General features: G+C 71.3%; 13 protein-coding genes. 10 read left to right on the top strand and 3 right to left on the bottom strand.

The features are described from left to right. Nucleotides 1–522: 522 nt before the first annotated feature. From ACFQV6_RS37215 to ACFQV6_RS37225, 3 genes are read left to right on the top strand one after another with little or no spacing between them, the layout of a single operon-like run. On the top strand, nucleotides 523–1,200 hold the full coding sequence (locus tag ACFQV6_RS37215; protein ID WP_378032391.1) for a hypothetical protein: 678 nt from the start codon (nucleotides 523–525) through the stop codon (nucleotides 1,198–1,200). Next, nucleotides 1,197–2,141 carry a protein phosphatase 2C domain-containing protein gene (locus ACFQV6_RS37220; protein ID WP_378032392.1) on the top strand — a complete coding sequence of 315 codons (945 nt, stop codon included), beginning with the start codon at nucleotides 1,197–1,199 and terminating at the stop codon, nucleotides 2,139–2,141. Before ACFQV6_RS37215 ends, ACFQV6_RS37220 begins: the two co-directional genes overlap by 4 nt. After that, nucleotides 2,138–3,739, top strand: a complete 1,602-nt coding sequence (locus ACFQV6_RS37225; RefSeq protein WP_378032393.1) for a hypothetical protein — start codon at nucleotides 2,138–2,140, stop codon at nucleotides 3,737–3,739. Before ACFQV6_RS37220 ends, ACFQV6_RS37225 begins: the two co-directional genes overlap by 4 nt. A gap of 843 nt (nucleotides 3,740–4,582) precedes the next feature. On the opposite strand, the gene ACFQV6_RS37230 is transcribed toward ACFQV6_RS37225, so the two are convergent. Further along, nucleotides 4,583–4,981: a hypothetical protein gene (locus ACFQV6_RS37230; RefSeq protein ID WP_378032394.1), complete on the bottom strand. Its 399-nt coding sequence runs from the start codon at nucleotides 4,979–4,981 to the stop codon at nucleotides 4,583–4,585. Nucleotides 4,982–5,047: 66 nt separating this feature from the next. Here ACFQV6_RS37230 and ACFQV6_RS37235 point away from each other — a divergent pair, with 66 nt between their 5' ends. The 5 genes from ACFQV6_RS37235 (at nucleotide 5,048) to ACFQV6_RS37255 (ending at nucleotide 16,087) form a co-directional block, all read left to right on the top strand. Then, entirely contained in the window at nucleotides 5,048–8,011 is a 2,964-nt protein-coding gene (locus ACFQV6_RS37235) for a CHAT domain-containing protein (protein ID WP_378032395.1), read from the top strand. A gap of 301 nt (nucleotides 8,012–8,312) precedes the next feature. Next, entirely contained in the window at nucleotides 8,313–11,672 is a 3,360-nt protein-coding gene (locus tag ACFQV6_RS37240; RefSeq protein WP_378032396.1) for a CARDB domain-containing protein, read from the top strand. A 398-nt stretch (nucleotides 11,673–12,070) separates the two neighbouring features. Next, nucleotides 12,071–12,865, top strand: coding sequence for an RNA polymerase sigma factor SigF (locus tag ACFQV6_RS37245; protein WP_378032397.1), 795 nt, complete (start codon nucleotides 12,071–12,073; stop codon nucleotides 12,863–12,865). Between the two features lie 228 nt (nucleotides 12,866–13,093). After that, nucleotides 13,094–14,605: a glycosyl hydrolase gene (locus tag ACFQV6_RS37250; protein ID WP_378032398.1), complete on the top strand. Its 1,512-nt coding sequence runs from the start codon at nucleotides 13,094–13,096 to the stop codon at nucleotides 14,603–14,605. A 135-nt stretch (nucleotides 14,606–14,740) separates the two neighbouring features. Further along, on the top strand, nucleotides 14,741–16,087 hold the full coding sequence (locus tag ACFQV6_RS37255; protein WP_378032399.1) for a PHB depolymerase family esterase: 1,347 nt from the start codon (nucleotides 14,741–14,743) through the stop codon (nucleotides 16,085–16,087). Here ACFQV6_RS37255 and ACFQV6_RS37260 read toward each other — a convergent pair. After that, complete coding sequence (locus ACFQV6_RS37260) at nucleotides 16,051–17,001, bottom strand: NAD(P)-binding domain-containing protein (protein ID WP_378032400.1); 951 nt, start codon at nucleotides 16,999–17,001, stop codon at nucleotides 16,051–16,053. The two genes, ACFQV6_RS37255 and ACFQV6_RS37260, sit on opposite strands and share 37 nt — an antisense overlap. 36 nt (nucleotides 17,002–17,037) lie before the next feature. Here ACFQV6_RS37260 and ACFQV6_RS37265 point away from each other — a divergent pair, with 36 nt between their 5' ends. Further along, the gene (locus ACFQV6_RS37265; protein ID WP_378032401.1) at nucleotides 17,038–18,096 is read left to right on the top strand and encodes a spore photoproduct lyase family protein; all 1,059 of its coding nucleotides are present in this window, start codon (nucleotides 17,038–17,040) and stop codon (nucleotides 18,094–18,096) included. 12 nt (nucleotides 18,097–18,108) lie between these two features. Continuing rightward, on the top strand, nucleotides 18,109–18,885 hold the full coding sequence (locus ACFQV6_RS37270; RefSeq protein WP_378032402.1) for a class I SAM-dependent methyltransferase: 777 nt from the start codon (nucleotides 18,109–18,111) through the stop codon (nucleotides 18,883–18,885). Between the two features lie 53 nt (nucleotides 18,886–18,938). On the opposite strand, the gene ACFQV6_RS37275 is transcribed toward ACFQV6_RS37270, so the two are convergent. After that, nucleotides 18,939–20,045, bottom strand: a complete 1,107-nt coding sequence (locus ACFQV6_RS37275; RefSeq protein WP_378032403.1) for an alpha/beta fold hydrolase — start codon at nucleotides 20,043–20,045, stop codon at nucleotides 18,939–18,941. Between the last annotated feature and the right edge of the window lie 76 nt (nucleotides 20,046–20,121).

Raw genomic sequence — 20,121 nt, forward strand, 5'->3', positions numbered from 1 at the left:
CCCCAGCTGGGCGTGAGAGGTGCCTTCGGGACCGCGAAGCCCCGCTCAACGCCAGCCGAGCCGGAAAGCTGGACGTGAGAGGGGCCTCCGGCGCCGCGAGGCCCCGCTCAACGCCAGCCGAGCCGCAGAGCTGGACGTGAGAGGGGCCTTCGGGGCTGCGAGGCACCGCTCAGCGCCAGCTGGACCGGGCGGCTGGACGTGAGAGGGGCCCTCGGCGCCGCGAAGCACCGCTCAACGCCAGCTGAGCCGGAGAGCTGGACGTGAGGGGGGACTTCGGGACTGCGAGGCACCGCTCAGGGCCAGCTGGGTGGGGGGTGAGGGTGAGGGGACGCTTCAGCCCGGCGGGCGCGCTGCGGCCTGGGGGTGGGCAGCGGGTCGCGGTGTAGCTCGGGGACTTTGCGTGGGTCGTACGATAAAAGATCTTGACTGGTTTGAGACACGAAGCGTGATCGGACCGCCTGGCCGGCCGGTGCTAACTTGATGGCTGTCCACTTTCGAGCTTCGCTGTTTCTGGTGGTGGGGATGTCTGAGACAGCCGGGCGGGTGCTGCCCGTCTATCTGGTGGCCGACGAGTCGCGATCGATGACTCCCGTGGTCGACGAGCTGAACGACGGTTTGCGTTCGCTGCACGACGCGCTGCTGCGGGAGCCGCTTGCCGCCGCCAAGGTGCGGTTCTCGATCGTGGGGTTCTCCGACGACGTCATTGTGCACTCGGCGCTCGCCGATCTGCGGAACATGCCGGCGCTGCCGCAGCTGTCCGTGCGCGCGGGCACTGCCTACGGCGTGGCGTTCTCGCTGCTCACGGACCGGATCCCGGCGGATGTGCGCGCGCTCAAGCGTGAGGGTTTCGCGGTGCACCGGCCGGCGGTGTTCTTCCTCAGCGACGGCCAGCCGACGGATCCGGGCGAGTGGGAGCAGGCCTACGACGCGCTGATCGACCGTGAGCGCAACCCGACCGCGCCGAACATCATCGCCTGCGGGATCGGTGAGGCGCGCGCCGAGACGATTCTGCACGTGGCGACGCGGCCGGAGTTCGCGTTCGTCGCCACGCCCGGTGTCGAGGTCGGCCTGGCGATCGCGGAGTTCTGCACCGCGCTGACCCGGAGCGTCATCAAATCCGGGCAGGCTGTCGGCGGGTCCGACGCGGAGCTGGTGGTCGAGCGGCCGGACAGCTTCCGGATGGCCGTGGACGTGGTGTGAGCTTCGACTGGGCGCCTCCGGCCGTCGGGGCGGCTGGTCCGGCGGGGCCGGTCCGGGCCCCCGCCACCCAGCCGTACCGGCCGGACACGGTGATCGACGGCTGGTCGGCCGAGGGGTTCGAGGTGCGGGCGGCTGCCGTGCGCGGGACCGCTCACCGGGCTTCGGGCACGCCGCGTCAGGACGAGTTTGCGGTGGCCACCCACGCCGGGTCGGGAGCGGTGATCGCGGTGATCGCGGACGGGGTGTCCAACGCGGAGTTGTCGCACCTGGGCGCCACGATGGTGTGCCGCACCGTCGTCGACTATCTGCTCCACGCCGAGGCCGCTGTCGACTGGCACGATTTGCTGCGCTGCGCCGGGTGGTCGCTCGTGGAGTATGCGTCGCGGCAGTTCGGCGATCCGGACCCGCAGCGCGCCGAAAAGCAGCTGGCCAGCACGGTTGTTGTTGCTCTGGTACGGCCGGCCGGTCCCGGATCGGCGGTCGCCCAGCTCGTCCGGGTCGGCGATTCGGCTGCCTGGCGACTGCGGACCGGCACATGGGAGCCGGTGTTCCCGCCCCTGTCCGGGCCCGAGGACGAGCTCCTTCCCGACGGGGTGTCCGCCCTGCCCCGGGTGCCCGCCGAGGTCACGCCGGTGGAGGTCGAGCTGTCCGCCGGTGACGTGCTGGTCCTGGGCACCGACGGCTTCGGCGAGCCGCTCGGTGACGGCACCGGGGAGCTGGGGCGGCTGTTCTCGGCGGGGCTGGCCACCCCGCCCCCGATGACGCGGCTGGCCTGGATGCTCGACTTCACCGGCGGGCAGTGGGACGACGACCGTACGGTCCTGGCGGTCTGGCCCGCGAGCGGGGAAGAGCCGGCGGGCCGGGAAGAGCCGGCGAACGGGGAAGAGCCTGCGGGCGGGGAAGAGCCGGCGGGCGGAGAAAGCCCGGACAGCCTGCCATGAGCGACGCGCCGGTGCTCGAGGTCGACCTGGCCGATCTGGGGCCGCGGACGCGCCTGGCCACCGGCGGGCAGGGTACGGTCTTCGCCCTGGCCGAGGAGCCCGGCCTGGTCTACAAGGAGTACGCGACCCGGTTCGTCGACGACGTGGACGTCGCCACGCTGAACCGCTTCGTCCGCCTGGCCGCCGGCGCCGGCGAGGACACCGGCGCCGCCGGCGCCGGGGAGGACACCGGCGCGCTGCTCGGGCTGGCCGCCTGGCCGACGGCGATCGTCCGCAAGGAGGGCGTGGTCCGCGGCTTCCTGATGCCGAGGGTGCCGGATCACTTCACCGTCGAGCTGGCCCTGCCGAGCGGCCCGTCCACCGTGCTGGCGCAGGTGCAGTACCTGCTCAACAGCGACGACTACCTGCGCGACCGCGGCCTGCTGATCGACAACCGGATGCGGCTGGAGATCCTGCGCGACATCGGTGAGGCGCTCGCCCTGCTGCACCGCCTCGGCATCTGCGTCGGCGACTTCTCGCCCAACAACCTGCTGTTCAGCCTGACCGCCCGGCCACGGTGCTACTTCCTCGACTGCGACGCGATGCGGCTGGACGGCGACTCGGTGCTGGAGCAGGCCGAGACACCCGAGTGGCACATGCCGGCCCCGGAGGAGCTCGGTACGCCCGCCAGTGACGCGTACAAGTTCGGGCTGCTGGCGGTGCGGTTGTTCGCGGGCGATCAGCAGGTACGGGATCCGGCGGCTGCCCGGCGGCGGCTCGACCCGGGCCTGCGCCGCCTGGCCGCGCGCAGTCTGGGTGCGGATCCGGCGCTGCGGCCGTACCCGGGGCAGTGGCTGGAGCCGCTCGACCGGACGATCGCCCGGACACCGCCGGAGCCGCCACCGGAGCCCGTTCCCAGCCGGCCGATCGCTGCTCCGCGCCGCGTCGTGCCGCAGCCCGTTCGGGTCCCGCTGCCGGTGAAACGTCCGCGCTGGCCGATCTACGCCGGTGCCGCGGCGGCCCTGATCCCGGTGCTGATCGGCGTGTTCAACAACGACGACACGGAGACGACGTCGTCCCGGATCCCGCCCGGCTTCAGCCTGCCGGCCGGCGAGGACCCGTTCCGCCTCCGCCAGCAGCCGGGCCTGCCCACACCGGACCCGGGGTCGATCCTGTCGAGCGCCTACCCCGGACTGTTCCCCACCCCCCGGACCTCCGGCCTGCTGAATTCGGCGTTGCTGCCGCTCATCTGCATCCCCTCCGAGATCGAGGTGGGTTCGGGTCTCAACCGGCAGAGTGCCCGGGTGAAAGCGGCGGTCACGGCCGTCGAGGAGGTGATGTGCCCGCTCAACAACCTGCGGTCGGACGACGTGCTGCCCACCGGATCGAAGACCCAGCGCGCCCGGGCCACCGAACTGGAGGACAACGGCCCGTACAAGCTCGTGCGGATCATCGGGGTGCGCGGCGGTTCCGGCGGGCAGACTCAGGTCAACGTCGTCTTCGAACCGGCCCTCGTCGACTCGCCCACCTGCTTGCGCTCCCGGCTCTCGGTGGCCAGGGAGGGCGAGGGGTACGTCCTGGCCTCGCTCACCGACCCGGTCGCGTACTCCTGCCCGTGACCGCTGGCACCCTTGTGCAGCAGGTCGTTGATCGCGTCGGCGGTGGCAGCGCCCAGCGGGCGGCCCTGCTCGACGGCGAAGCCCAGCTCGGTGACGAGGCGGCGGTGATGCAGGTCCACTGTCGACTCCACCACGTCGGCGAACAGCGCTGACGCCGACCGGGCCCGCCACCACGCGAGCAGGCCGAGCCCGATGCCGAGGAACAGCGCCGGCCACCACCACAGCACCAGGACGCCGTAGAGCACCGCCCAGCCGGTGAGGATCCCGGCGCGCTCCAGCCGGTCCCGCGCCTGGGTCACCGGCAGCCGCTCGTCGGCGGTGAGCAGCAGCCACAGGCGGGGCCAGATCAGGGCGAGACGCAGGCCGTACTGAGCGGCGACCCGGTCGTCGGCGAGCCGGATCCGGTCCGCGATCCAGGTGGGGCGATCGGGCAGGTAGACGGCCGGTACGACGCGTTGCTGCTCGGCGAACCGGCGCTCGGCGGCGGCCCGGCGGCGGGCGGTGAGCGCCGACGCGATCCGGCGCGCCGGACCCGGCCACCGCCCCAGCCACACGAAACGGGCGAGCGTGCCGGTCCCCTGGGCGACGACCGCGGCGAGCGCGGCAACCGCCACCACGAGCAGCGCGCACACCACGCCCAGGGGCACCTGTTTCACCAGGTCGCCGAGCACCCGGGCGGCCGCGAGCGCCGCACCGCGCACGTCCCACAGGCCCTGCCTGCCCGGCAGCACGGCGAACGCCGCCACCGCACACCACAGCAGGCCGGGGCCGAGGGCGCGGGTCAGCCAGCGGTCGCTCAGGCGCCGCCCCACCTCACCCAGCAAGACGTCGATCACGCTGACCTCACGCCCCCGCCCGGTACGTCATGGGCGCCTCGGCGAGCGTGCAGACCGGAACCCGGCCGCGGTCGTCGCGGTGTGCCCGGCGCGAGCACCTGCCACGCGGGCACCGGTAGTCGCCCTGGAGCACCACCTCGGCAAGACCGTCGAGGTGGGCGCCCTCGACGCCGGGCGGCCCGTGCCCCGGCGCCGGTTCCGCGTTGCGCCCGTCGTCCTCCTCGTCGGCGAGCAGGCCCAGTCGCCGGCACACCACCGCCACGGGCTCACCCGCGGCGAGGTCGGCGACCAGCTCCTCCAGCTCGTCGGACCACAGCCCGGCCTCGGCGCGCTCGCGCAGCGCGGGCAGCGCCGCGCACAGCGACGCCAGCAGACGACGGTCCGGCCTGTCGGACAGAACCTCCACTCACGACACTCCCGTCCGCCGGTCCCGGTGGTTGACGCCCCGGCCGCCCTCGAATGTACTGAACCCGTGCCTGTCGCGGGGGATGCCACCGACCCGGCCGCGCGGGTCGACGAGCTGATCGCCGCGTTCGACCGTGACGGCGACGAGACCACGCTGACCGAGGCGGAGGGTCTGCTGCGCGGCGTGCTGGCCGCCGACCGGTCCCGCGTGGACATTCTGATCTCACTGTCCACCGTGCTGCTGCGCCGCGGCCGCCTCGCTGACACGCCGGCGCGGTTCGACGCCGCGGGCGCCGCTGCCCAGGAGGCAGCCGCGGCGGCGCACCCCGGGGATCAGTGGTGGTCGTTCACGCGGGCCCAGCTCAGCCTGGTGGCGAGCACACGGTACGAGTTCGAGCGCCGGGCGCAGGACCTGTCCGCGGCGATGCGGTACGCGACCGAGGCGGTGTCCGCCGTGGACCCGGACGACCCGGAGCTGCCGGACATCCTGGTGCGGTGCGTCAACGCGTACCGGCTGAGCTTCGAGAGGTCCGGCCGCCTCGCGGACATCGACACGGCCGTACGGCTCGGCCGGCTGATCGGGCAGTCCGCCGACCCGACACACGTTCTCGCCGCCCAGCAGTTCCTCGGTGCGTGTCTCGCGCTCCGCTTCGCCCGTACCGGCGACCAGGCCGACATCGACGAGGCCGTCCGCCTCTGCCGGGACGCCCTGACCTCGGTGTCACGCCGGCACATCGACCGGGTCGCGCTCAACAGCACGCTGACGTACGCGCTGATGCAGCGCTGGATCCGCGGCGACGGCGGGGAGCAGGACCTGACGGAGGCCATCCGGATCAGCCGCGAGCTCGTCGCGGCCCTGCCCCACGGCGACACGCTGCGCGCGCAGCTGCTGACCAACCACGCCAGCCTGCTGTTCATCCAGGCATTGGAGGGCGACTCACCGCCGCACCTGGATGAGGCCGTACGCCGAGCCCGGGAAGCCGTCGACTCGCAGTCGGACAGCGCGTTCCGGGCGGGTCACCTGGCCAACCTGGCCAACCTGCTGCTGGTCCAGGCCCGGATGGGCAGCGACCCGGCGGGGGTCCGTGCGGCCGTCGAGACCGGCAAGGCGGCTCTCGCGGCGCTGTCGCCCGGCAACCCGGACCGGGCGCGGGCGCTCAACATCCTTGGCTCGGCGCTGCGGATCCGGCACCTGATCGACCGCGACCCGGACGACCTGGACGCGGCGGTCGGCATGTGGCGGTCGGCGGCCGGTTCGCGGGTGGGACAGATCGAGATCCGGATGACGGCCGCGCGGAGCTGGGCCCGGGCCGCCGCCGAATCGGGTGAGGCCGGTCTGGCGCTCGAGGCGTACAGCACGGCGGTGGGGTTGCTTCCGCTGCTGGCGTGGCGCGGTCTGGACCGTACGGTGCAGGAGAAACGGCTCGCCGTCAACGCGGGGCTGGCCGGTGACGCGGCCGCCTGGGCACTCGCGGCCGGACAGCCGGAACGCGCGGTGGAGCTGCTGGAACAGGGCCGCCAGGTGCTCTGGTCCCAGGCCGTGCAGACGCGCAGCGACCTGTCCGTGCTGGCCGCGGTCGCCCCCACGCTCGCCGCCGAACTGGACGAGATCCGCCGCGAGCTTGACGGCAGCGAGGCGTCGGCGGCCGTCGTCATCCCCGCCGGCGCCGGTGACCCGCGGGTCTGGCAGATCGGCAACGACCTGCTGGCCTCGGCGGTGGGCGGCCCGGCCCGGCCGGACGGCGAGGACGCCGGCCGCCGCCGTCGCCTGGCGGAGCGGTGGGAGGAACTGCTCGGCGAGGCACGCCGGCTGCCGGGCCTGGCGGGATTCCTCAGCCCGCCGTCCTTCGCCGCGCTGCGGCCGGCCACCGCCGGCGGTGCGGTGGTCCTGGTCAACACCTCGGAGTGGCGGTGCGACGCGCTTGTCGTGACAGATTCAGGGGTACGGGCAGTGCCGCTGCCCTGGCTGTCGTCAGACGCCGCCCAGCGCCGGGCCGCCGCCCTGCTCGCGGCGCAGCGTGAGGTGGAGCGGGGCGGTGGAAGCGTCGCCCGGGCCGCGCTGCGCCAGACGCTCGTGTCGATTCAGCGGTGGCTCTGGGACACCGTCGCGGAACCGGTCTGCGCCGCGCTCGACGAGGTCGCCGTCCCAGGGGCCGCCCCCGGCGCCGTCCCAGGGCCGGACGGCCGGCACCGGGTCTGGTGGTGCCCCACCGGGCCGCTGACGATGCTGCCGCTGCATGCTGCCGGAAGGTTCGGTGCGACAGCGCCGCTAGCCGAGCGCCGCCGGTTGTCGGTGGCCGCCCGGTGCGTGTCGTCCTACACACCGAGCCTGTCGGCGCTGCTGCGGTCCCGGTCCGGCGCGGTGCCGCCCGGTGCGGTGCCGCCCGGGCCGCCTCGGGCGTTCGCGGTAGGTGTCGCCACCCTGCCGGGACAGGCACCGCTGCCCGCGGTCAGCGAGGAGCTGCGGGCGGTCAGCTCGCACGTGCCGGGACTGCGGATTCTGGCGGGCCGGAGTGCCACGGTGGAGGCGGTGCTGACCGCGCTGGAGCAGCACGGCTGGGCCCATTTCGCCTGCCACGGCGAGCAGGACTTCGACCGGCCCAGCGCCGGAGCGCTCCGGCTGTCCGACGGGCGGCTCAGCGTGCTCGACCTGGCCGGCCGCCTGGCCACCGCTTCCCGCACCCGAGCCGCCACACCCCATGCCGGAACCCCTCCTGGCGGTGCAGCCGACTTGGCCTACCTCTCCGCGTGCCGGACGGCGGCCGGCGGGCGTGGCCTGCCGGACGAGGCGATCCACCTCACCGCGGCCCTGCAGATGGCCGGATTCCGCCATGTCATCGGCAGCCAGTGGGCGGTCTCCGACCGGGTGGCGGCACAGGTCGCCGCCGACGTCTACGCCGCACTCACCGCCGGTGGCTCGCTGAACTCCAGTGAGGCCGCCTACGCCCTGGACCGGGCCATCGACCGGGTACGGCGTCAGCAGCCGGACCGCCCCGACCTCTGGGCCGCACTGATCCACACCGGCCCCTGAGCTCGGCACCACCACAGCGCGCACAGGCGCACACGCAAGCCGTCCGTGCGCGCCTGGCAACGCCATGGGCCATCCCGGATCGCACGCAACCCCAACGTGTGCGCCCGTCACCCCCAACTCCACCCGCTGCCGCGAGCGCATCGAGGCCCCGTCACATCGTTGACGAAACAGTGACACATCTGAAACATTGAATGCCCTCGGCCGCAAGAACTTGGCAGCGGACCGAAAATTGCGTCGCATGCACCGCAATATCTCAGCACCTCCCCCTCTCCCCGTGTTCCCGCCCACAAGGACGGACTCCATGAAGCGCACTCGACTCAGCGCACGGCTGATCGGCGCGGCCCTCGCAGCCGGGCTGATCGTTTTCGGCATGTCGCCGCCGGCCGCACACGCGGCCGGCCCGAACCTGGCCGCCGGCAAACCGGCCTCGGCCAGCGGATCACTGGGCGCGCAGCCCGCGTCCGCCGTCAGCGACGGCAACCAGCAGACGTACTGGGAATCTCCGAACAACTCCTTCCCCCAGTGGGTGCAGGTCGACCTCGGCAGCACCGTCTCGGTCAACCAGGTCGTCCTCAAGCTGCCGCCCGCCGCCGCGTGGGCCACCCGCACGCAGACGCTCAGCGTGCAGGGCAGCACGAACGGGTCGAGCTTCAGCACGCTGTCCGCCTCCGCCGGGCGGGTGTTCAACCCGGCCTCCGGCAACACCGTCACGATCGACTTCGCCGCGGCGAGCGCCCGCTACGTACGGGTGAACGTCACCGCCAACACCGGCTGGCCGGCCGGTCAGCTCTCCGAACTGGAGGTCTACGGGGTGTCCGGCCCGGTCGACCCGGACCCGGACCCGCCGGCCGGTGGGAACCTCGCCGGTGGCAAGGCGATCGAGGCGTCCTCGTCGACGTTCAACTTCGTGGCGTCCAACGCGAACGACGCCAGCGTGACGAGCTACTGGGAGTCCACCGGTTTCCCGTCGACGCTGACCGTGAAGCTCGGTGCGGACGCCGACATCACCGGGATCGTCGTCAAGCTCAACCCGGACCCGGCGTGGGGCGCGCGTACCCAGAACTTCCAGGTTCTCGGGCGGGCCGGCACCGCGAGCGGGTTCACCGAGCTCAAGGCCCGGGCGGACTACGGTTTCAGCCCGTCGTCGAACCAGAACTCGGTGACCGTTCCGGTCAGTGGGCGCGCGTCCGACGTACGCCTGCAGTTCTTCAGCAACACCGGCGCGCCCGGCGGCCAGGTGGCCGACCTTCAGGTGATCGGCGCCTGGGCGCCGAACCCGGACCTGGTCGTGACGTCGGCGTCGTGGGCGCCGGCCGCGCCGAGTGAGACCTCCCCGATAACCCTGACTGCGACGGTACGGAACTCCGGCACCGCCGCGGCCGGGGCCACCAAGGTCGACTTCCGGCTCGGCGGCACCGTCGCGGGCAGCGCTGACGTGCCGGCGCTCGCCGCGGGCGCCTCGGCCACCGTGTCGGCGAACGTCGGCACCAAGGCGCAGGGCAGCTACACCGTCTCGGCGGCGGTCGACCCGGCCAACACGGTCGCTGAGCAGAACAACGACAACAACACCTTCACAGCGGCCACCCAGCTGGTCGTCGCCCAGGCACCCGGCCCCGACCTGCAGGTCAGCACGATCAACACCAACCCGGCGAACCCCGCCGCCGGTGCCGCGGTGAGCTTCACCGTGGCGGTCACCAACCGGGGCACCAGCGCGGCCGGCGCCAGCACCACCCGGGTCGTCGTCGGCAGCACCACGCTCACCGGGTCCACCCCGTCGATCGCGGCCGGCGCGACTGCGACCGTCAGCATCGGCGGCACCTGGACGGCCACCAGCGGGGGCGCCACCGCCACCGCGACCGCCGACTCGGCCGGCGCGGTCGCCGAGACCAACGAATCCAACAACACGCTGTCCAAGGCGCTCGTGGTCGGGCGCGGCGCCGCCGTGCCGTACACCGAGTACGAGGCGGAGGCGGCGCGTTACCAGGGCACCCTGGTGCAGGCCGACCCGCTGCGCACCTTCGGTCACACCAACTTCGGCACCGAGTCGTCGGGCCGCCAGTCGGTACGGCTCAACAGCACCGGGCAGTTCGTCGAGGTCACCTCGACCAACCAGGCGAACTCGATCGTCGTGCGCAACTCCGTCCCGGACTCGGCGGGCGGTGGCGGCCAGGACGCCACGATCAGCCTCTACGTCAACGACGTCTTCAACCGCAAGCTGACCCTGTCCTCACGCAACAGCTGGCTGTACGGCACCTCCGACGACACCGAGTCGCTGTCCAACTCGCCCGGCCCGGACGCGCGGCGGCTCTTCGACGAGTCGAACGCGCTGCTGGGCACGTCCTACCCGGCCGGCACCCGGTTCAAGTTGCAGCGCGACTCCGGTGACACCGCGTCGTTCTACATCATCGACCTGATCGACCTGGAGCAGGTGGCCCCGGCCGCCTCCCAGCCGGCCGGATGCACCTCGATCACCAACTACGGCGCGGTGCCGAACGACGGCAACGACGACACGGCGGCCATCCAGCGGGCGGTGACCGACGACGAGAACGGTGTGATCAGCTGCGTCTGGATCCCGGCCGGCCAGTGGCGGCAGGAGCAGAAGATCCTCTCGCCGGACCCCACCCGGGGCCAGTGGAACCAGAAGGGCCTGCGCAACGTCGTGATCCGCGGCGCCGGCATGTGGCACTCGCAGCTCTACTCCAACACCCAGCCGCAGAACGTGACCGGCAACATCAACCACCCGCACGAGGGCAACGTCGGCTTCGACATCGACGACAACACCCAGATCTCCGACATCGCGATCTTCGGCAACACGCAGAACCGGGCCAACCGCGGGCACGGTCTCAACGGCCGGTTCGGCAAGAACACGAAGATCAGCAACGTGTGGATCGAGCATGTCAACGTCGGTGCCTGGGTGGGCCGCGACTACTCCGACACCCCGGCCTACTGGAACCCGGGCGACGGCCTGGAGTTCACCGGCATGCGGATCCGCAACACCTTCGCCGACGGGATCAACTTCTCCAACGGCACGCGCAACTCGAGGGTGTTCAACTCCTCGTTCCGGACCACCGGTGACGACGCCCTCGCCATCTGGGCCAACCCGTACGTCAAGGACCAGTCGGTGGACATCAACCACGACGACCACTTCCTGAACAACACGATCCAGCTGCCGTGGCGGGCCAACGGCATCGCCATCTACGGCGGCTACAACAACTCGGCCCAGAACAACCTGGTGTCCGACACCGCGAACTACCCCGGCATCATGCTGGCGACCGACCACAGCCCACTGCCGTTCTCCGGGACGACGCTGCTGGCCAACAACGGTCTCTACCGCACCGGCGGGGCGTTCTGGAACGAGGACCAGGAGTTCGGGGCGATCACCCTGTTCCCCTCGACGAAGGACATCGTCGGCGTCACGATCCGCGACACCGACATCATCGACTCCACCTTCGACGGCATCCAGTTCAAGAACGGCGGCGGCAACATGCCCAACGTCGCCATCACCAACGTGAAGATCGACAAGTCGAACAACGGCGCCGGCATCCTCGCGATGAGCGGGGCCCGCGGCAACGCGATCCTGTCGAACGTCACCATCACCAACTCGGCCGACGGCAACATCGTCACCCAGCCGGGCTCGCAGTTCGTGATCAGCGGCAGCTGATTCCCGCACCCTCCGGCAGAAGCCCCCGGCTCGGAAGAGCCGGGGGCTTCGTGCATGCCGGGCGCGAAACGAGCCGGGGGCTTCGTGCATGCCGGGCGCGAAACGAGCCGGGGGGCTTCGTGCATATCGGGCGCGAAAAGAGCCACGGGCTTCGTGCATATCGGGCGCGAAAAGAGCCACGGGCTTCGTGCATATCGGCCCGGATGAGGGGCACTCCGTAGTGGAGCAATCACGATCATGAAGGGCACCCGCTCGCATCATCCTTTAGGACAAGATGTATTGTCCGTTCGGTTGGTTTGCTGCTGTCTCGGTTGCGGGAAGTAGCAGCGCCACAGGCAGGAAAGCCCACAAGCGGCGAGCCCACTGTCTGACGTAGGGACCGAGCAAGGAGCACTTGAATGACCGTCACCGTTGACACCGCCGCACCCGCCGAGGCTTCGACGAGCACCGACCGGGCCAGCGAACTCATCAACGCGATGGCCGCTCTGCCGGCAGGCCACCCGTCCCGCCCCGGCCTGCGCGACCGGGCCATCGAGGGATGGATGCCGCTGGCGCGGCACCTGGCCAACCGCTACGCCAACCGGGGCGAGCCGCGCGACGACCTGTACCAGGTCGCCGTGATGGGCCTGATCAAGGCGGTCGACCGGTTCGACGGCGAGCGCGGCGTCGACTTCGCCGGCTTCGCGATCCCCACCATCGTCGGCGAGCTCAAGCGCTACTTCCGGGACAAGACCTGGTCGGTGCGCGTTCCCCGCCGCCTCCAGGAACTGCGCCTGGCCATCACCGGCGCCAACAACACGCTCAGCCACACCCTCGGCCGCTCGCCGACCGTCGCCGACATCGCCGGCCACCTCGGCATCACCGAGGACGAGGTCATCGAGGGCCTGGAGGGCGCCCGCGCCTACAACTCCACCAGCCTGTCGACGCCGATCGCGGACAGCGGCACCGAGCTCGGTGAGACCCTCGGTGGCGAGGACACCGGCTTCGAGGACGCCGAGCTGCGCATCGCGCTCGCTCCCGCGCTGGCCAGCCTGAACGAGCGTGAGCAGAAGATCGTCACGCTGCGCTTCTACGGCAACCTCACCCAGCAGCAGATCGCCGAGCAGATCGGCATCTCCCAGATGCACGTGTCGCGGCTGCTGACGAAGGCTCTGGTCAAGCTCCGCGGCCAGCTGGACGGTGCCGGCATCTGACAAGTTACGAGCAACGCCCCCGCTCAGCACTGAGCGGGGGCGTTTTCGTGTGCGGCCCCCCGGCGTGAATCGCCTCCGCCGCCCAGTCCCCCGGGCCAGCCCGGGTGGACGGCTGTCACACCCGTTCCGCAACCGCTTTGCCATCAAGGATGCTTCGCAACCGCGCTGAAACCAGCCGATGGGGAGGGCCACCCCCGAAACGCAACCGAGCGAGAGGCCCGAACCCTCATGAACAGCGCGCGCTTCGGCGCCACGGCATTGGTTTCCTCGCTACTGCTGACCCTGGCACTCCCCGCGAACCCGATCCATGCGAACCCGATCCAGGCGAACCCGATCCATGCGGCAACGACCCCCGCGAAGGCAAGCGCGGCGGCGCCGACCATGGCGACCCGGATGGCCGCGGTCAAGGTGGCGAAGACGATCAACTACTACCCGTCCACCGCCGGCTGGTCGGCGATGTGGACCGGCTTCGACCCGGTACGCATCGAGGCCGACCTGGCCAGGGCCGCGGCGCTCGGCGCCGACAATGTACGAATCATCGTGTTCCCCCAGACGTTCGGATTCCCGGCGCCGAAGGCCGAATACACCGAACGGCTCCGCAAGTTCGTCAGCATCGCCGGCGCGCACGGGATGACCGTCAAGCTGACCCTGTTCGACTGGTGGGCCGGCTACACCGACGTGACCGGCAGCATCACCTGGGCGAAGGCCGTCCTCGCGCCGTACGCCGACGACCCGCGGGTGACCACGGTCGAGGTGAAGAACGAGTTCCAGCCGGGCGACGCGGCAGCCGTCGCGTGGGCCCGCAAGGTGATCCCGGCGATCCGGGCGGCCGCACCGGCCATGCCGCTGACCCTGTCGGTCGACGGCCAGACCGGGGCACCCGGCCTCGCCAAGATCAAGGCGGCGCTGGCGGCCACCCCGCTCGACTACTACGACTTCCACTTCTACGGCACGTCGGAGCGGGCGCTCGCCGAGATCCGCAAGGCACAGGCCGCTGTCGCACCGGCCCCGATCGTGATCGGCGAGACCGGCCTGAGCACCACGCCCGGCCGGGACGGCGACCAGGCCGCCTTCCTGGCCCGGGTGTTCCGCGCCGCCCGGGAGGCGGGTGTCGGGTCGGTCGCACCGTGGACGCTCAACGACTTCGCGAGCGGGGCCATCCCGGCCAACTCGTCGGTGTCCCGGCTGCCCGCCCAGTACACGTTCGGCCTGCACCGCACCGACGGCGCCGCGAAGCTCGCCGCGTCCGTGGTCCGTACCGCGTGGACCACCGGGGCGACGCCGAACAGCGTCCTGGACCTCAGCTTCGAGGCCACCGCTGCCGACTCGCCGTGGCGGCAGAACCTGCCGGCGGCCGGCGCCGCGGTGGTCACCACCGGCACGCCGCGCACCGGTAAGTACTCCGCCAAGTTCTCCAGGACCACGCGTACCAGCAGCGGGTTGCCGTCGCTCGTCACCTCGCCGGTCACGCCGGTGCAAGCGGGGTACCGGTGGCGGGCCGAGGCGTACGCCCGGGGCACCGCCGCGACCGGTATCACCGAGATCGCGCTGAGCTGGTTCGACGTCAACGGAAAGTGGATCAGCCAGAACACCTCGAACCGGCTGCCGGCCGGCACCACCGGCTGGACGAAGCTGGTGGTGGAGACGGTCGCCCCGGCGGGTGCGACGAGCGTGCAGCTGCATCTGAAGTCCGGCGACAACACCGGCACGGTCTGGTTCGACGACGTCGCGATGTCCTGAAACTTTCGGAAGCACCTCCTCGTGGCGGGAGGCGCTTTCCGCACGACTCCACGCGTACGAAATTGTTGAAAATATCGATGGTCTTCGTTAACTTCCAGATAGAGAGAGGTCGATTCCCCGGAGAACGGACGAGCGATGAGAAGAACCTGGCGCACCCTGCTGGCCGGTGCCGCCGCGGCGGTGGCGATCGCAGCGGGGCTCACCCTGCCGGCGGGTCCCGCGGCGGCGGCCTCCCTTCAGGAGGTCACCGGCTTCGGCACCAACCCCACCAACCTGCGCATGCACCTGTACGTGCCGGATCGCCTCGCCGCCAAGCCGGCCCTGCTGGTGGCCGTGCACTACTGCACCGGCTCGGGCCCGGCCTTCTACTCCGGCACCGAGTTCGCTTCGCTCGCCAACCAGTACGGTTTCATCGTCGTCTACCCGTCGGCGACCCGCTCCGGGAACTGTTTCGACGTGTCGACGGCCGGAGCGCTGTCCCACAACGGCAACAGCGACCCGGCCGGCATCGTGTCGATGGTCCGCTACGTGCAGCAGCGCTACGGCACCGACGCCGACCGCACCTTCGTCACCGGTGCCTCGTCCGGCGCCATGACGACGAACGTGCTGCTCGGCGATTATCCGGACGTGTTCGCCGCCGGTGCCGCGTTCGCCGGTGTCCCGTTCGGCTGCTTCGCCACCACCGACGGCTCGATGTGGAACAGCGCCTGCGCCCAGGGCCAGATCAGCCGGACCCCGCAGGCGTGGGGCGACCTGGTCCGGGCGGCCTACCCGGGTTACACCGGCCGCCGCCCACGGATGCAGGTGTTCCACGGCACGAACGACGACACCCTGCGGTACCCGAACTTCGGCGAGCAGATCAAGCAGTGGACGAACGTGCTGGGTGTCAGCCAGACGCCGGTGGCGACCGACACGCCGCAGGCGGGCTGGACCCGCACCCGCTACGGCGCGAACTCGGCGCAGGCGCCGGTCGAGGGGATCAGCGTGGCCGGTGGCACCCACTCGATGCCGATGAGCGGCATGGCGCGGATGGCGATCACCTTCTTCGGCCTGGACTCGACCACCCCGGGCAGCCCGTCGGCCAGCCCCTCGGCCAGTCCGTCATCCAGCCCGTCCGGCAGCCCGTCGGCGAGCCCGTCGACGTCGACACCGCCGCCGCCCACCGGCGCCTGCTCGGTGCGCGCCTCGGTCAGCGCCTGGAACACCGGCCTGACCACGAACCTGACGCTCACCAACACCGGCACCAGCACGGTCAGCGGCTGGGGCCTGGCCTTCACGCTGCCGTCCGGGCAGAGCATCACCAGCGGCTGGAACGCCACCTACTCCCCCACGTCCGGGCAGGTCACCGCACGTAACGCGGCCTACAACGGCACGGTCGCCCCGGGTGCCTCGGTCACCCTGGGCTATCAGGCCACGCACACCGGCAACGCCGGGGCGCCCAGCGGTTACGCGCTCAACGGCGCCGCCTGCACGGCCGCGTGAGCTGAGACAGGATCAGCTGAGACGGGATGTGCTGAGAGCAGTTTGCTGACGGCTTCGCGGCCCGCCCGGTTCGCACCGACCGTGGACTGGGAGGGCCCGTAGCCGATCAGGTGCACCCGCGGCTCCGCGGCGACCTGCGTGCCCAGCATGGGAATTCCGCCCAGCGGGCCACGCAGGCCGAGCGGTTCGAGGTGGGCCAGGGCGGCCCGGAAGCCGGTCGCCCACAGGATCACGTCGAGCTCGGTGACGGTGCCGTCGGCCTCCCGCACCCCCGACGGTTCCACGGCGGTGAACATGGGACGCCGGTGCAGGACGCCCCGGTCGCGGGCCGCCAGCGCGTAGCTGGTCCAGCCGAGCCCGGTGTAGGAGACCACGCTGCGGGACGGGCGTCCCGCCTCGACATCCGCGATCACCTTCGCGATGGTGGCGCGCCCCTCGCGCTCCGGCCGGAAGTCGTTGATGAACACCGGCTCCCGGCGGGTGTACCAGAACGTCGCCGCGACCCGGGAGACCTCCTCGAGCAGCTGGACCGCCGAGATCCCGCCGCCGACGATCGCCACCCGCTGCCCGGCGAACTCGGCAGCCCCGGCGTAGTCGCGGGTGTGCAGCTGACGGCCGAGGAACCCGGACGACCCCGGGTATTCCGGGAGGACGGGGTTCGTCCACGTGCCGGTGGCGTTGATCACCGAGCGGGTCAGCCACACTCCCCGGTCGGTCTCGACCCGCAGGTCGTCGCCCGCCCGCCGCACGGCGTCCACCCGGACCGGGCGCAGGATCGGCAGGCCGAAGGCGTCCTCGTAGGCGCCGAAGTAGCGGGGGATCGCGACGCTGCTCGGCTCGGCCGGGTCCACCGGCGGCTTGGGCATGCCCGGCAGGTCGAACCCCACCCCGTCCGGATGTATTTGCTGCGTCAACCAATGTTACTCCGCGCCGGGGAGGACACTTGCCGGGTGACCGATCTTCTGGACATCACGCGCATCTACCTAGAGCCGGCCGCCGCCGACCTGCCCCGGGGCCGGGAGATCCTGGACCGCTATCCGGACGCCACGATCGTCGAGGTGGAGAGCCACCAGCGGATCCCGGAGCTCTACGGCGACGAGACGAACGTGCGCCGCTGGGTCCGGATCAAGCGGGAGGCCCTGGTCCTGGGCGTGAAGAAGACCCTCACCGCCCGCCCGAACGGCCGCTCCGCCGACTGGATCGCCCCGTCCACCGCCAACGGGTGCGCGATGGCCTGCGCCTACTGCTACGTGCCGAGGCACAAGGGCTACAGCAACCCGATCACCGTCTACGCCAACATCGAGCGCATCCTGGCGTACGTCCAGAGGCACGCGGCCCGGCAGGGCAGCAAACCGGAACCGAACCACTGTGATCCGCACGACTGGGTCTACGACATCGGCGAGAACTCCGACTGCTCGGTGGACGCGACCGTCAGCGACAACGTCCGTGACCTGGTCACCCTGTTCGGCGACCTGCCGAACGCCAAGGCCAGCTTCGCGACGAAGTACGTGAACCGGGACCTGCTCGACTGGGAGCCGCGCGGCGGCACCCGGATCCGGTTCTCGCTGATGCCGGCCGCCGACGCCAAGGTCCTCGACATCCGCACCAGCGGCATCGAGGAGCGGATCGCCGCGATCGACGACTTCGTGGCGGCCGGCTACGAGGTGCACGTCAACCTCAGCCCGGTGGTGGTCCGCGACGGGTGGCTCGCCGACTGGGCGCAGCTGCTCGACCAGCTCAACGCGGGAATCGGCCCGGACGCCAAGAAGCAGCTCGCGGCGGAGGTCATCTTCCTGACACACAACCGCGGCCTGCACGAGGTCAACCTCGGCTGGCACCCGCGCGCCGAGGACCTGCTCTGGCGGCCCGAGCTCCAGCAGGTCAAACGCTCGCAGAACGGCGACCTCAACGTCCGCTACCGCACCGGCGAGAAGGGCGCCTACGTCCGGGCGCTCACCGACCTGATCGCCGAGCGCACGCCCTACCTGCGCGTCCGGTACGCGTTCTGAGAAGCTGGCCGGATGGCGATCGACGACATCTTCGACCAGGCGGCCGCCGACTACGACAACGTCGGCGTCGAGTTCTTCACACCGATGGGCGCGGCCCTGGCCGCCGCCGCCGGGATCAAGCCGGGTGACCGGGTGCTCGACGTCGGCTGCGGCCGCGGCGCGGTCCTCTTCCCGGCGGCACGGGCGGCCGGGCCCGGCGGGCAGGTCACCGGCATCGACCTCGCGCCGTCCATGGTGGAGCTGACCAGCAGGGACGCGGCCGATCTGGGGACCGTCGACGTGCGCGTGGGTGACGCGCAGGACCCCGGCTTTCCCGCCGCGAGCTTCGACGTCGTCACGGCCGGGCTGCTGCTCTTCTTCCTTCCGGACCCCGGTGCAGCGCTCCGGTCGTACCGGAAGATCTTGAGGCCTGGAGGGACGCTGGCCTTCAGCACGTTCGCCCAGCAGGACCCGCGCTATCGCGCGGCTTTCCAGGCGATGGGGCGGCACGCGGACGGCGCGACCAACCAGCCGGCGGTCGCGGAGATGTTCCAGGACGCGGACCGGTTGCGCGCCGCGGTGAGCGACGCGGGTTTCGAGGGGGTGCGCATCGAGGATCTGACCGTCCACAGTGAGTTCCGCGACCTGCACCACTTCCTCGCGTGGGTCGGCTCGCACGCCGGCCGTGCGGTGCTGAGCCGGGTCCCGCGGGAGCGCCGCGCCGCGCTGGTCACCGAGCTCTCGGCGATCCTGCCCGACCCGCCGGAGCTGACCACCACGATCTACCTGATCGTCGCGCACCGAGGCTGAGGAGAACCGGCATGAGAAAGCCCGGCGGGATCACCGCCGGGCTTTTCGAACTCTCAGGCGAAGCGGGCGGCGATCCAGTTCGCGACCAGGTCGACCGACTGGAAGACGGCCCCGTCGTGGTTGGCGCCCTCGATGGTCTCGAAGGTGATCGGGATGTTGTAGTCCTCCTCGAGCTGCGGCACCAGGAAGTCGGCGGAGAGGAAGTACGGAACGGCCTCGTCCTCGGTGCCGTGGACGATCAGCACCGGCGCGCTCGGCGAGGTCTGCCCCGGGTTGGCGTAGACACGCAGGCGGTTGGTGACCGAGGCGGGCACTACGCCGCCGACGACCAGCTGCTCCGGGGTGAAGTTCTCATAGGCGGCGAGGATCTCGTAGAGGCAGCCGCTCTGCAGGACACCGACCTTGGCCCGGGCCGGCGGGGCGAGCACCAGCTGCGGTACGAAGCTCGGGTCGACGGCCTGGAGACCGTAGAGGGCCATCACGAGGTAGCCCTGTCCGGGCGTGCCGGGGATCAGCGGGGCCAGGTAGTCGGCGTTGGAGAGCGGGGCGATGCTGGCGGTGCCCTTGAGGACCAGGTTCCCGTCGTACGACGGTGCCAGCTGGCTGGCGAACAGGGCACCCTGGCCGCCCTGCGAGTGACCGTCCACCGCGTACTGCGGGGTGAGCGCGGCGTCGAGGTTACGGGCCGCCTTCACGCTGTCGATGATCGAGCGGCCTTCGCTGGCTCCCACCAGGTACGGGTGCGGCAGTGCCGTACCGAGGCCGGGGTAGTCCGGCGCCGCCACGGTCCAGCCGCGCTCCAGCAGTTCGCCGACCGCGAGCCGCGCCTCCGGCCAGAAAACGTTCTGATTCGTTGATGGCGCACACTGGTCGGCGAGCCCGGTCGTGCCGTGCCCCCAGGCGACGGTCCGGTTTTTCTTGTTCGTGCGTGGCGTCAGGATCAAACCGGTCGCGGTGATCAATCCGCCATTGACGTTCGTGCTGACATATTGGATGCGCTTCCCGGTGGCGAGCGCGGCCAGCGGCGCCGGCAGGGTCGCCGCCGACGAGGAGAGGACATAGCCCGGTAGTGAGGCGGCGTTCGCCGCACTGCTGGTCGTGGCCACTGTCCCGGCCACGGTCAGCAGCACGGCGAGCAGCACCCTCGAGATCGTTTTCATGGCACCCCTGTTCCATCCGGATCCGATTCGGTCATCGGTGGGTGCCAAGCGTAAAACTGATCAACTGTTCGCGTAT

This window comes from Actinoplanes sp. GCM10030250 (assembly GCF_042666575.1).
GTDB lineage: Bacteria > Actinomycetota > Actinomycetes > Mycobacteriales > Micromonosporaceae > Actinoplanes.